The organism is Arsenophonus endosymbiont of Apis mellifera (assembly GCF_903968575.1).
GTDB classification, from domain to species: Bacteria; Pseudomonadota; Gammaproteobacteria; order Enterobacterales; family Enterobacteriaceae; genus Arsenophonus; species Arsenophonus apicola.
Genome location: NZ_CAJCFU010000049.1, coordinates 197,288 through 211,060 on the forward strand (window position 1 = coordinate 197,288; position 13,773 = coordinate 211,060).

General features: G+C 30.9%; 16 protein-coding genes. 7 read left to right on the forward strand and 9 right to left on the reverse strand.

Annotated elements, in window-relative coordinates; all coding sequences use genetic code 11:
- Window positions 1-44 precede the first annotated feature (44 nt).
- Window positions 45-644 carry an FMN-dependent NADH-azoreductase gene (locus H1X92_RS07025; protein WP_180559469.1) on the forward strand — a complete coding sequence of 200 codons (600 nt, stop codon included), beginning with the start codon at window positions 45-47 and terminating at the stop codon, window positions 642-644.
- A gap of 49 nt (window positions 645-693) precedes the next feature.
- On the opposite strand, the gene H1X92_RS07030 is transcribed toward H1X92_RS07025, so the two are convergent.
- Window positions 694-1,614: a LysR family transcriptional regulator gene (locus H1X92_RS07030; RefSeq protein ID WP_180559470.1), complete on the reverse strand. Its 921-nt coding sequence runs from the start codon at window positions 1,612-1,614 to the stop codon at window positions 694-696.
- Between the two features lie 309 nt (window positions 1,615-1,923).
- Between H1X92_RS07030 and H1X92_RS07035 the strand changes: the two genes are divergently transcribed.
- From H1X92_RS07035 to H1X92_RS07045, 3 genes are all read left to right on the forward strand, one after another.
- Entirely contained in the window at window positions 1,924-2,976 is a 1,053-nt protein-coding gene (locus tag H1X92_RS07035) for a YeeE/YedE family protein (protein ID WP_180559471.1), read from the forward strand.
- A gap of 3 nt (window positions 2,977-2,979) precedes the next feature.
- Window positions 2,980-3,210 (forward strand): sulfurtransferase TusA family protein, encoded by a 231-nt coding sequence (locus H1X92_RS07040; protein ID WP_180559472.1) that lies wholly within the window; start codon window positions 2,980-2,982, stop codon window positions 3,208-3,210.
- Between the two features lie 257 nt (window positions 3,211-3,467).
- Window positions 3,468-3,677 carry a hypothetical protein gene (locus H1X92_RS07045; RefSeq protein WP_180559473.1) on the forward strand — a complete coding sequence of 70 codons (210 nt, stop codon included), beginning with the start codon at window positions 3,468-3,470 and terminating at the stop codon, window positions 3,675-3,677.
- 612 nt (window positions 3,678-4,289) lie between these two features.
- Here H1X92_RS07045 and H1X92_RS07050 read toward each other — a convergent pair.
- Both H1X92_RS07050 and H1X92_RS07055 read right to left on the reverse strand, forming a co-directional pair.
- Complete coding sequence (locus H1X92_RS07050) at window positions 4,290-4,709, reverse strand: hypothetical protein (RefSeq protein WP_180559474.1); 420 nt, start codon at window positions 4,707-4,709, stop codon at window positions 4,290-4,292.
- Window positions 4,710-5,014: 305 nt separating this feature from the next.
- Complete coding sequence (locus H1X92_RS07055; protein WP_180559475.1) at window positions 5,015-5,248, reverse strand: putative hemolysin; 234 nt, start codon at window positions 5,246-5,248, stop codon at window positions 5,015-5,017.
- 480 nt (window positions 5,249-5,728) lie between these two features.
- Between H1X92_RS07055 and H1X92_RS07060 the strand changes: the two genes are divergently transcribed.
- On the forward strand, window positions 5,729-6,355 hold the full coding sequence (locus H1X92_RS07060; RefSeq protein WP_180559476.1) for a beta/gamma crystallin domain-containing protein: 627 nt from the start codon (window positions 5,729-5,731) through the stop codon (window positions 6,353-6,355).
- Window positions 6,356-6,503: 148 nt separating this feature from the next.
- On the opposite strand, the gene H1X92_RS07065 is transcribed toward H1X92_RS07060, so the two are convergent.
- From H1X92_RS07065 to H1X92_RS07075, 3 genes are all read right to left on the reverse strand, one after another.
- Complete coding sequence (locus H1X92_RS07065; protein WP_180559477.1) at window positions 6,504-7,178, reverse strand: PipA/GogA/GtgA family type III secretion system effector; 675 nt, start codon at window positions 7,176-7,178, stop codon at window positions 6,504-6,506.
- A gap of 424 nt (window positions 7,179-7,602) precedes the next feature.
- A complete protein-coding gene (locus tag H1X92_RS07070) occupies window positions 7,603-7,959 on the reverse strand; it encodes a hypothetical protein (protein WP_180559478.1) in 357 nt (118 codons plus the stop codon).
- Window positions 7,960-8,623: 664 nt separating this feature from the next.
- Window positions 8,624-8,860 carry a hypothetical protein gene (locus tag H1X92_RS07075; protein ID WP_180559479.1) on the reverse strand — a complete coding sequence of 79 codons (237 nt, stop codon included), beginning with the start codon at window positions 8,858-8,860 and terminating at the stop codon, window positions 8,624-8,626.
- A 298-nt stretch (window positions 8,861-9,158) separates the two neighbouring features.
- On the opposite strand from H1X92_RS07075, the gene H1X92_RS07080 reads away from it, so the two are divergent.
- On the forward strand, window positions 9,159-10,277 hold the full coding sequence (locus tag H1X92_RS07080; RefSeq protein ID WP_180559480.1) for an LLM class flavin-dependent oxidoreductase: 1,119 nt from the start codon (window positions 9,159-9,161) through the stop codon (window positions 10,275-10,277).
- A 331-nt stretch (window positions 10,278-10,608) separates the two neighbouring features.
- Window positions 10,609-11,694 carry an LLM class flavin-dependent oxidoreductase gene (locus H1X92_RS07085; RefSeq protein ID WP_180559481.1) on the forward strand — a complete coding sequence of 362 codons (1,086 nt, stop codon included), beginning with the start codon at window positions 10,609-10,611 and terminating at the stop codon, window positions 11,692-11,694.
- Here H1X92_RS07085 and H1X92_RS07090 read toward each other — a convergent pair.
- The 3 genes from H1X92_RS07090 to H1X92_RS07100 form a co-directional block, all read right to left on the reverse strand.
- Complete coding sequence (locus H1X92_RS07090; RefSeq protein ID WP_180559482.1) at window positions 11,661-11,897, reverse strand: hypothetical protein; 237 nt, start codon at window positions 11,895-11,897, stop codon at window positions 11,661-11,663. The two genes, H1X92_RS07085 and H1X92_RS07090, sit on opposite strands and share 34 nt — an antisense overlap.
- A gap of 950 nt (window positions 11,898-12,847) precedes the next feature.
- A complete protein-coding gene (locus H1X92_RS07095) occupies window positions 12,848-13,117 on the reverse strand; it encodes a hypothetical protein (RefSeq protein WP_180559483.1) in 270 nt (89 codons plus the stop codon).
- Window positions 13,118-13,374: 257 nt separating this feature from the next.
- Complete coding sequence (locus tag H1X92_RS07100; protein ID WP_180559484.1) at window positions 13,375-13,635, reverse strand: hypothetical protein; 261 nt, start codon at window positions 13,633-13,635, stop codon at window positions 13,375-13,377.
- Window positions 13,636-13,773 lie beyond the last annotated feature (138 nt).

Sequence of the window (13,773 nt, forward strand, 5' to 3'; positions counted from 1 at the left end):
TCAGCGCTGAAATAATAAAATAAAAGTTTAGTAGGAAGTGTATTATGAATAAAATTCTTGTTTTAAAATCCAGCATCATGGGAAATAATTCTCAAACAAATTCCTTGATTGATACTTTTCTGACGAAAAGACAATTAAAAGGATTACAAGATGAAGTTACAATACGTGACTTAGCCACGCTTAATCTTCCTGTATTGGATAATGAACTGTTTAATTCGATGCGAGGAGCGACTAATTTCAGTGAAAAAGCCTTTAACGCTGTCGCCCTATCAGATAAATTGATAGCTGAACTAAAACGGAGTGACATGGTTGTTATCGGAGCACCCATGTATAATTTGAATGTGCCAACCCAACTGAAAAATTGGTTTGATCTTGTTACTCGTGCAGGTGTTACATTTAAATATACTGAAACTTATCCGATGGGATTAGTTGAAGGTGTGCGTGCAGTTGTTGTCAGTTCTCGTGGTGGTATCCATTTGGGACAACAGACGGATGCAGTGACGCCTTATTTGAAATCGGTTTTAGGATTAATTGGTATCACTGATGTGGAGTTTATCTATGCCGAAGGAATGGATATGAGACCACATGGAAAAGAACAGGGGATTGCCAATGCTGAGGCAAAAATTGCTAGTCTTATAGCTTAAGCTGGATGATGTACTCACTGGCATAAAATACCAGTGAGTACAAATCTGCTCAGCTTGGCGCGGCAATTTTTTCCATATAAGCGGGTAAATCATTAACTAAAGTATCAACAATAAGACGCACTTTACGCGAAAGGTAAGGTGTTTTTGGCCATACTGCATAAATAGAGAAAGTTATTTGGCTAGCATGAGGCATAATCTCTTTTAGGCGCCCGTTGCTCAGTTCTTCTCTAACTAACCAGTCAGGAAGCCAGGCAATACCTGCATCTGAAATAATCGCATCTTTTATTGCTTGCATGTCATCCATCATTAATCTTGTTTTCGGTCTGAATTCGTATATACCGCCGTTATCATCTTTGAGGCGCCATTTTTGTATTCGATTTGAATGGCTATAAGCAACAGCGAAATGTTTTGCCAATTCTATAATTGTGTGTGGTTCACCCATTTGAACAAGATAAGAGGGAGAAGCGCAAATTGTCATACGGTGTTTGCCAATTTTTCTTGCGACTAGATTAGTGCTATCAGGTAGTGTGCCAATATAGATTGATAAATCAATTCCTTCTTCTATAAGATCAATAATACGATCGTTAAATGACATTTCTAGTTCTAGTTTGGGGTGCTGTTTTATTAAAGAAATGAGTAGCGGAGCTATGCATAAATGGCCAAATAATACCGGCATGGAGAGCCTAAATTTGCCACAAGTTTCAAGCTTACTACTGTCAAGGATGTCTTCTATTTTTTCTATCTCATCGAGGGCACGTCGGCAATATTCATAATATAGCGTTCCTTCCTCAGTTAAACTTTGCGTGCGGGTTGTCCTATGAAACAGGGTAATACCCAGTCTTGCTTCTAATTGAGCAATTTTTTTTGCTACCGATGAGCGTGTGAGATGTAATTTTTCCGCTGTTTGAGAGAAACTGTTAGCTTCAGCAGCAGCAACAAATACCGGGAGACTATTTAGTACACTTTTCATTGGATTATTGCCATTCAGATATAAAATTATCTCTATAAATAATAGACAGAAAGATTAAATGTTAGAAACAATATAAGACTTAGTAAATTTAATGATGCATAAAGCAGGATAGAGTTTTTATTAGTCTCAATATTAATTAAATATGGTGTTAAACATAAATAAAAAAATAATCCTTTGATTTAACAAATTTATTTTAGCTAATAGAAAAGTAATCCCAACAACTAGACTATATTTAAAACTGTGCTTTTTATCAAGAATTCAAAAAATTCGATTTTATAAAATGTTGTTTTAATTTTAGGAATGATATTAATGATAAGTTTATCTCATATATCTGGTTTAGTATTGGGTGGATTACTTGGTTTTATCATGCAACGAGGACGTTTTTGTTTAGCTGGTGGAATAAGAGATTTCTATTTATTCCGTGACGGGCAAATGATAATTGCTATTTTGATCGTTATTTCTATTCAGAGTGTCGGACTATTTGGATTGCAAAGTCTAGAATTAATCATACTCCCTTATACCCAATTTTTATGGTTAGCAACCATTGTTGGTGGCATTCTATTTGGTAGTGGCATGGCATTGGCAGGCTCTTGTTCTACTGGAGCCTATTATCGAACAGCTGAAGGTTTAGTTGGCAGTATTATGGCTGTTATTGGCTTTATCCTCTCCAGTTGGTTAGTTCGCTTGCCGATCAGTAAATCTTTTTTTTCACCAATTACCTCTCAGGTATTAGATAGCGGAACAATTACGCAAACTTTTCATGTATCACCCTGTGTAATCATGCCTATTTTAACATCACTAACAATCTATTTAGCCATTAGGCATATCAGACTGTGGAAACCGATTAATATAGCAAAAATAACAGCAAAAAAGAGAGGAATTGGCCATCTATTATTTGAAGCACGTTGGCATCCATTTATTACGGCAATGTTGGTAGGAATTATTGCGCTACTAGCCTGGCCGGCAAGTTTATCAGCTGGTCGAATTGGCGGGCTTGGTATTAGCGGACCCAGCGCGCAATTCTTTACATTATTGATTGACGGCAATTTTAAATTTTTTAACTGGGCTGGCTATTTATTAATCGGGCTTTTGTTGGGTTCATTTATTGCAGCAAAGGGAAGTCAAGAATTCAGATTTAGGAACCCAGGTTGGATCACATTGGTAAAAAGTTTTGTTGGTGGCTTATTAATGGGGATTGGTAGTGGTTTGGCGGGTGGCTGCATGCTAGGTAATACATTGGTTAATACCGCTTGGTTTTCATGGCAAGGTTGGGTATTTATTCCTTGTATTATATTTGGTAGTTGGCTCATTAGTTATTTTACTGTCATTCGTCCATGGCAAATAAAACCAAAGAGGTTATAGAATATGAGTGAAATTCAACTAGATACTAGGGGAAAGTTATGCCCATATCCATTGATTCAAGTGCAAAAAGCGAAAGATTTAATGATAAACGGTGATATTTTAATTATTAAATATGATTGTGCTCAAGCGACAGAAAATATCCCGAAGTGGGCGGCTAAATCAGGTCATGAAGTGATTAATTTTCAACAAACTGGCAACGCTCAGTGGCAAATTACTATTAAAAAAGGTAAATAAGATAATTAGATGGAATAAATAGGGTTTTTTAATAAAGAGTTCAAGTTGGTAAGATAGAGCTTAGTAAGTTAAATCATGCTATTTAATTAACAATCCGGCTAGGAATGAACGAACACCGTCCCTGGCATGGATTTCCATACACTCAATTTTTGGGATTTCGGTTTATAATAACCCGATTAATTGTCCCGCTTATTGATACAGAGTCTGGCGCATTTGATTTGGGATAACATTTTTTATTATGGGGCAGGCTGCAATCAATGTCAGCAGTTGTCGATGATATTGGGTTTGAACTTTCAGTCGCGTTACTCTGCTCTTGTGTTCGCTCAATATCGGTAATTTGGCTGGATATTGACACTGTGCTCATTGAAATAGCACTGGTGCCAAGCAAAATTATAAAAATAAATGGTTTAGATAATAGTTTCATTATGTCTTTCCCCTCATTTAATAATAATGATAATTATTATTAAATAATAGCTTAATATTTGACCATTGCAATAAGTTATTGAAGTGATATTTTTAGTTTAAAAATATTTTATAGATTGATTGCTATTCTATCGGCTTATTTTGCTGTACCGACAATAAAAATGTAAAATTGCTCACTGTAAAAATTATTTTCTAATAATCTGGTGTTGAATTAACAGTATCTGCATTGCTTGGTTGAGTTATATTTTCATCTAATTTAATCATGATATTATTTGTTATTTTCATTTGAAAATTAGACAATTAAACATAAGTATTTGTATATTAATTATAACCATATAAAGTTAAGCAGCATTTTCTAATTAATCTATAATGAGATTTATTTTACTAGTAGATTGTTATTTTAAGATACTTATATTATTTATGAGCAGTAGGTTAAGTATGATAACAGCCTAAATAATTTATAATTTTAATCAAAGAACTATTAATAGCAAAAGAGTAATTATAATTTAACAAGGATCTGTTGCATCAATTTGAGATCATTAATATTTATTTTTTAGTTTCCACTAAATATTATAATACAAATACCTCTTCTTTATTAATTTTAATGAAGAGGTATTTATTAATTAAACGCTTTATTTGTATTGCTTGATTATGCCTTACAATAAGCCTTTTACAACATTCGTTTTTTCTAACTCTTCTGTTATTTCTGCGTTATCAGTTACTGTTGAAGCAGTACTTGCAACCTCTCCAACAGCGGTCTTAGCAGTCTCTGTACCCGTCTTAATAGCATCAGCACCAGTATCAGTGGCTTTATTAACAAAATCAGCACCAGTAACAGCAGCTTTATTCACAGCATCAGCACCAGTATCAGTGGCTTTATTAACAAAATCAGCACCAGTATTAGTAGCTGTATTTACAGCATCAGCACCAGTATTAGCCACATTTTCTGATATTTCTAAAACTTTATCTAAGCCAGTGATAGGGAGGCCTAAACCGCCTATTGGGCTAGCCATAGCTGACATATAACCAAATGTTAAAACAGAAGCGATAGCAACGCGTTTTGTAAATAATTTCATTAGTCACCTCAATTAATAGTTATTTAACGATATTAATAGTTATGTAACGATATTAATAATAGATGCTTATTTTAACCTTTCAATAACATTTTATTAACTTCGGCCATATGTGGCAGTATCATTAATAATGCAACTGCAACTATTCTAAAGAAAGTGTCCCTTATCGCTACATTTTGGATGACGGTATTATTTTTTCTAAAAGATATAATCATATTTGTAATAATCGGATTTTTAACTTTATTGGTAGCAATTTGCATATGAAAAGTTTAGTTAGTAGCAATTGCTATATTAGGAACAATAAATTATTAATGATTTTGATGATATAGTGTCCACTCTTCAATACTCACACCGTTAGCTAGGCGGCAATAACCGACTTCGCCTTTAGCTGTCTTGACAATGTTAATTTTGCCACCTTTTTTAATACAATAAACTGAGGCAGGATTTGCCACGCCGATGGCTTTAGTGGGTGACGATGATTCTGTTGCATTAGTACATCCGACAACATAAATATATGTTAGTAGTAATAGTATTTTTTTCATAGATTTTTTACTCAACCAAGTAGTGAACAAATAGACTAATTATAGTATGTAAATTATTATGTTTTAAATATAAAAAGATATTGCTATATTAGTTATGGTAAAAAGCATTTTTTTATAAGGGTTAGCAAACTCTCGATTATTACAAATAGTAAGATGATTATATCCATATCTAAATTACTTTCATCATTAATAATTTAATTTTAAAATATCCATTTGTGAAAATAAGTTAAATCACTAGACTAAATAATTATTTTTATATTTATCCTTTTATTGTTTTTTGCAAGTTACTCCCATTTTTACTTAATTGAAAAATAGATTCATTTTAGATAAAAGTGTGTTTTTTATTAAAAGTAACTTGTGCCAGGCTAAACAAAATATAATATAAAATTTGCATCAAATTTTTATATTGAAAAATATGAATTTGAAATTTTATATATTATTAAATCAATTTAATCAAAAGTTATAAAAAAAAGGATACTTATGAATAATAATGAATTATTTTCAACGGGTGTTATTTTTTATAAAGGAAAAAATTATACTGGTGATGGATTTTTATATGTTGAATCTAATGAAGAATATCGCCTACCGACTGAATTGAATGATAAATTTAATTCTGTCAGAGTGGGCAGACTTTCACAAGTTCAAGGATGGAAAGATTATGCGGCTAATAACGCTCCAGGTAATATAACAAAAATTTGGCAATATGATACACCTGATCTATCAGAGATAAAAGGCTTATCGAGATTTACCGTATTTCCTAAGCATACCGATATATTAGCGATACAACTTAACAATAACACAGGCAATAATAATATATTTTATCAAGTTGTGTTTAATATTTCTTTTTTATGTAACCCGATATATATTAAAGCAAATACAGACTATCAATGTATTGGTTCTTTTCCACAAGATGGGAATTTATATAATGCTAATATTGCTATTATTAGCAATCAAAATAGACCAGCCATTCATGGCCAAGTAAGTTTTGTATATAATATGTCGAATAACGAAATTGAGATAATGACATGTAATCAAAATTTTCCATCAATGCTATCATTTCAAAAATCTGAAAGAAATAGATTTCAACTAAATATTAATAATAATTAGAGTGAATTTTTTCTAACACCAAATGAAATTATTTTAATCTGACAGAAATATTGATTTCTTATGTGATATCTGTCAGATTGAATCTATTTAAACAAAAAAGCTAGCATAGCGATATTCTAAAAATTTCTTAATATTAATCTGCATTATATTAATATTTAAATCTGGCCGGTTCTTTATTACCCATTTCTTTAAGGACAATATTGGTATATTCTACCACCGCACCTCTGGCATGATTATTATCCTCGTCAGGAAGCATTGTTAATGCATGCACGATTTCATGCATAAAGGCGCGGGTTATACTAAACAGAGCATAATTACCATTTTCTAGTTGATAGTCCTCGTTAAAGCGCGAACAATTGGCAGGATCGGTCGTAAGGGATATAATTTTTTTACCATTTTCAGCTTTTATCTCTTCTATAGTTACGGTGGTGCTAAAGGCATCTTGAGTTGATAAATACCATTTATCACCATCGCAAAGATTGCTCTCATACGCATAATTAAATAATCGCCTAAAAGTTGGACTTTTGTCATAGGCCGTGGTCATGATAGTGGATAGTTCTTTGTGACATAACTGGTATTGGTTTTCATCTGATTCTGATTCAATTTTTTTATTTGATAGAAATAGGGATGTAACATGTTCCGATGAATGTAGTTTATCGCTATTGGTTGCAATTTTGTCATGTGACTTTCTTGTTGGGGATGGATCCGTTGATTGAATTTTTAAATCAGGATATTTATCAGCTAAATCTTCATCGTTATTATTAGAAGGTTGAGTATACAGTGGAGAATTGGATATTTTATTATTAAAATCAATTGGCGGCATATTTAAAATTAACTCTCTAACTTCATGTATGATTATTTTTCTTTATCCTAATCCTACCAAGATTTTTTTTTTATGCTAATAAATTTCAATTTTTATTATAATTTTATAGTAAATCATAAATAAGTAGAGAGCTTATTTCTAACGCTCTCTGTTTATTTCATCAACTATAAATTGATCGCAGATTTAATGAATATTGTTTATTGAAATGATTTTTTGTCTATTAATTAAATATAGCAAGAGTGTGCTGCTTTTATCGGCAATAATTTCTTTTAAGCCATTAAAATCTTTTTTGCTAAATTTATTCTTTTTGTCCTGTACAAGAAGAGTTTAAGCGGCAAAAATAACCTTACCAATGTGAAATTGCAGCTCTTTGCCAATTTTATCCGCGATAGTTAATTAAAATATAATTTTCCTATCGTTTTGGCTACCACTTAGCATAATGAAGAATTGTGCAACATTTCTGTTTGTAAAAAAACAAATGCATAATTTTGTAGTTAACCGGTATCTTGTATTTTTTGCAATCCGGCGCTGGGTATTGATAACCCCCTATATAATACAGACGCTGTTTTTGGGAAAATTTGTCCATTTTTGTGGCGACAATATGAATTTCATTTTTAGCAATCGCCTCTTGTCTTTGCCCACCATTGTCTTTTGTCTGTTTAGGATAGAGTGGTGAATAGCGTAATGTTTCACTAAGGCAGTCTAATAATAGAAATAATAGTCTAATATTTTCTTGGTCGTAATAACCGATTGAAATATCTTTTTTTACTTGTCTATCCATTCGGCTATCAGTCGAACTTTCAATAATAGGTTTTTCTTCTGATACAACGTACCCAGCTAGGATCTAGGCTTGCTCATCGGGATCTTTCCATGTAGCTGGGTTATTTTTAACTATGTTAAATGAATTTAGTCTGTCCAATTATTTCTCTTGTATTAGTATGTTATTTATGGTTGGCTCCGTAAAGTTGACAGTGCAATGCTGTAGTAACAGATCTCTTGGCAAAAGTAGGATTAGTTTTGTCGTTTATGCTATTGGTATAATTTATTACTAGCGGTAAAATAAATTATGCAATCGGCAATTTTCTCGTCTGCATACTAGCTAGTATTAAATTTTGTCGTCTGATTTATCTATTTTTCCATTTTAGCATCAAAAAGCGATATTTGATAATTAGGTAGGAAAAGATGAAATAGATTTTATTTTCTGTGATTAACAAAATAATTCAATAACACTTAATTGGGAAAATTTATAAATAAAAACAGTATGTGATTAAGCCATGGATATTAATAGTATTACTACTTCAATTAAACTATAGCTATTTTTATTTGCTAATGTTTTTATCATCAAAAGTGATAAAGTTAAATTACATACATTTTCCTGATAATTAGGATATAAAGAAATAAATTTCTTTATATCCTTCAAACGAGTAATATTAGAGAAAATAGTTTTATTGTATAGTTTCCTCCCAGTCCTGTTCAATACTATTTTCATCAGAATTAGAGCTTTTGACCAGAATTGTCTGATTATTTTCTAATTGGTAGCATTTGGTATAATCGATATCAACCGAACAGGGTAGACCATTTTCTTTATTTTCCCAATGTTTAATTTCAACTTGAGCTTTAATTGTGTTCGGACTAAATATAATAAAAGAAAAAATAGTAAATTTTATAAGTAACTGTGTCATAATTTATCCTTATCATTGTTATAGAAAATGATATTTAATAGTAGATCATTTTTAACTAAAGTAATAATATGATTTTCTTGTGAATAAAATAATAATTTTTCACTTTATCGTTGTAATAAAATAAAGAAAAATAAGTGATAATTAATTTTGAAATAACAAATTCACTATAATATTAAAATTATTAAGTAGATTATATAATTTTTAGCATAAAAAAATTAAATAGATTATCTAATTTTTGCGTATCTTGCATCATAAATACTCACTGTTAATATATCCTTCTTATTAAAAGGTATTTTTTATGCAGAATAACTCTAATCCTATGTTTAATAATAATAAATTTAAATTGGGTATTTTTTCTATTAATTGCTCTGGTGGCTTAGCCATGACAACAGTAAAAGGAAGTTGGCTAAATTCCTGGGAAAATAATCTTAAAATAGCCCAACTTGCTGATAAAGCAGGTATAGAGTTTATATTACCCGCTGCTCGATGGTTAGGTTATGAAAAAGGATCATCTTTTCATGCTAATGTATTAGAGCCCACAATATTGGCGTCAGCCTTATTGGCTTTGACAAACAATATTGCCATTTTTACTACAGTACATACTTCTTTTCATCATCCTGTGGTTGTTGCAAAGCAGCTAACAACCATAGATCATATTGGTCATGGTAGGGCAGGTTTAAATGTGGTATGCGGTTGGAATACCATCGAGTATGAAGGGCTGGGAATAAAATTCTGGCGACAGCATGAAGAGCGTTATCGCTATAGTCGCGAATGGTTTGATATAATTAAAAATTTGTGGTGGCGAAAAGAACCATTTGACTGGAATGGTCAATTTTTTAAATTAAAAGACGTTTATAGTTTTCCATTACCATTACAAAAAAAAATACCAATATTAAATGCAGCAGGTTCTAATGAAGGCAAGCAGTTTGCTATTTGTAATGCAGATTATTTATTTACTTCGATGATGGATATAGCGCATTTACAAAAAAATATTAAGGAATTAAAAGAACAAGAAAAGTTACAAAATAGAAAGACTCCTCTTGGTTTATTGACATTCTGTTATGTGGTTTGCCGTCAAACGCGTAAAGAAGCCGAAGAGTATCTGCGCTATTACTCACAAGAAAAGGCTGATTGGCAAGCTGTTGATAAAATTATTAATTTAGCATTTAATAATACGCACTCATTTCCAAAAGAGCAACTGCATTCAGCACGAAATCGATTTTCTGCCGGCTTTGGTGGTTATCCGTTAATAGGTTCACCTGACGATATTAGCAAACAAATCGTAGCGCTTTATAATGCTGGATTGTCTGGTGCAGCATTATCTTTTGTTAATTATCTGGACGAGTTTCCCTATTTTAGAGACGAAGTTTTACCTCGTTTAGAAAAACAAGGATTAAGAGAAAGTTATAAATATTAATATAATAGAGTAATCACGGATTTTAGTTCTTTGCTCTTATATTGACCAGATATTTGTAATCATTAGGTTCATTAATGCTCTATGAAATTTTATTAAATTTGTTTTGATACTTATTAAGTTGTTTAAATAAAATAATTATTAATATCAAAATATAATAAAAATATTAAAATTAATTTATCTAACTTTAAAATATAAATAATAATAAATAAAAAGATATAGGCATTAATTTAAAATGTAAGAATTAATAGATAATGTTTTATTATTCTCATTTGATGATAGTTTTATATTTTTTATTTTATTAATATGTTATGACAATAGGGAAATAAAATATATGGCAGAATTTTCTAATCCATTAGATAACAAAAATAAATTTAAATTGGGTCTTTTTGCAATAAATTGTGCTAGTGGTTTGGCGGTGACCAAAGTCAGCGAACGTTGGCTTAATTCATGGGAAAACAACCTTAAAATAGCAAAACTTGCTGATGAGGCTGGGCTGGAATATTTATTACCATTAGGTCGTTGGAAGGGCTATGACGGGGAAACACATTTTCATAGTAATGTTTTAGAATCGATAAGCTGGGCTTCCGCATTATTAGCTACTACGCGGCAGATCGGAGTAATTTCTACTATCCATACATCTTTGCATAATCCTGTTATTCTAGCAAAGCAATTAGCGACGATGGATCATATAGGCGGTGGGCGAGCTGGGTTAAATATGGTATGTGGCTGGAATAGGCAGGAATATGAAGCATTAGGTGGAGAGTTATTGTATAGTCATCAAGAACGTTATCAACATGCTCAAGAATGGATTGATATAATAAAAAAATTATGGCAAACCGAAACCCCTTTTGATTGGAATAGTCAATTTTTTAAATTTAAAAAGGTATATAGCTTTCCATTGCCATTACAAAAGAATATTCCTATTTTTAATGGCGCAGGTTCTAACATTGGTAAAGATTTTGCTGTTCGAAATGTAGATTATTTATTTATGTTAGCATTAGATTTAAATCAATTGCGACAAGATATTATATCAATAAAAAAACAAGCAAAATTGCAAAAGAGAAAAAAGCCGCTTAATTTTGTATCTTATTCTTATGTTGTCTGTCGTCCAACGTATAAAGAAGCAGAAGAATATCTTCACTATTATTCCCAGGAGAATGCAGATTGGGAGGCGGTAGATCATATTGTTAAATTATTGGCAAACAATTCGAAAGTTATTTCAATAGAAGAACTTAAGTTGTATCGTTTTAAATTTCCAGCTGGGCATGGGGGTTATCCTTTGGTCGGAACCCCGGATGATATTGCCAATGGAATAGAACAACTCTACAATGCAGGCTTAGCGGGCACAGCATTAACATTCGTTAACTATCTCGATGAGTTTCCTTATTTTAGAGATGAAGTGCTGCAGCGTTTATAAAAACGTGGGTTAGGATGTGGAGTATATTCTTGGGCTGGCAACCAGGCATTAAACTTATTATCTATTACTGGCTTAAAGATATATCCGTAAATAAAACCATCTTGGTCAGTAGCCAAATAATTAATATCTGCATTAACAACTAATTCGATATCAAAGTAATTAACCTGCTTTGTCTCTTGTTCACATATTTCAATTAGCTTCATTGTAATTCTTCTTAGATATATCATGCATAGTGTTTTATAAATTTTTTATTTTGGCTAAATAGGTTGTTTTATATCTACTTTTATTGAACAGTAATTCATTTTTATTATCAATATCACATTTATATATTATTTTTCCTGTTAATTTTTTTGTTTAGTTTGATTTTTTAACATAAAAATAATCCATTTACTCAGTTTAGTTTGTGTAATGTTATTACATATCTATAAAATGATATAGACTCTTCAATATTTAATTACATAAATCTCCAATTATTATTATATTCTATATTTATTAAAAATTATTTTATAACTTAATTTTTAAAAAAATTATTATAAATATAATTTAATTTTTTAATAAATAATAGAAATCATCATAATTAAACAATAAAATTGCTATGATATTTGTGCTTGTATGTTTACTTTTATTTTATGTAAATATAACATTATTATTAATAATAATTAACCAATTCTATATCTTATTAAAGAAGGATGCTAGCGGGTTTTTCTTAATTACTATTTTATTATTGATTTAAACTAACTTTTTTCTACTGCTATCAGTCTTGGACGATTTTACATTTTAATTGTCATAGTTTGTCAGAGATATTAATGTTTTTACACTTTATATCCTGGTTAATTTAACAATATTTCCCTTCGTGATTAGTGTAGCTAAACGTACAATTAGCACTCTTTAAATTACAATCTAGTAACAAACACGTTTTTTTACTCTCAACCACCTTATCACCATTTAGGAATAAATTTCTTTAGCTGGCTATAAAAATGTTTTTACCGTTAAAGTTTATCTTAAACCCCCATCCCTTCGTCACTCATTATTAACACAGTTGTCAGTATTGATCGCAGATGCTTTGCTAAAACAATCGAAATATTAGTAGATCACAGCGTTCAGGAATGAGTTTATCTAGCTTTTTAAAGACTAAAAACAGATATATCTACAATTAGTCAGATATTTTTGATTTTTCAGGATTGGGATATACTTCTTTTGTATCGCCATTGAAACATCTAGGGCCTTTGGTAGGATCTTCCCAGCAAATATCAACTGCATTTTTTTCGTTTGGCCTATTAATAAAGGAGGATGACACTCTGGCATATTCTCCGTTACCCTTTGGAATAAGAATAGTGTTTTTAAGTGAGGAATCTTTTGCTATAGCAATAATACTAAACTCTAAAAAAGCAGTAGTAGAATGGATCTTGCATAATGGTTTCATAATTTATCCTCCAACAATAAATGAACATCATGATTAAAAACATACAATAAATTAACATTATATAAACATATTTATTAACAAATGGCTTAAAATTAAATCGATAACATCCCTATTAAGCCTATAATGGTTGAGTTATAATCCATAAAATTAATGGCTTGCTACGAGCGCAATTATCTTTGGTTCAGAGGTCAGCTTAACACCGCACAAATATGGTATTTGCGGCTATAGAACAGTCAAAAGGATTTAACAATTGAAAATTAATTTGCTTGGCTGTTGGTTTTATTCTTTGCGCCATTTATCATTCCATTTAAAATTTTTAAACGATTATTTACTGCTTCACTTCTTTTTAGTTCGCAATTCTCTATTAACCATTCGATCTTGGTTTTTTCTTCTATCGGCGATAAATTATCTACCTTGGTGTCGTAGCACTCTACGGGTTTATTACCGGCATTAGCCTCTGAAATTAAGTTGAACGCTAAAATCAAAATGTTAGCAAATAAATAGCATAATAATTTCATGAATTATTCTCCAACGTTAAATACAAATCGAAATAAATATTAGCTTATAATTTTAACATTTAAATAACATTAGCAAGAAAAAAATTTCATGTTAATTATTGATATTTGTATCGTGGGGATGAAAGTAATATGTCAAAG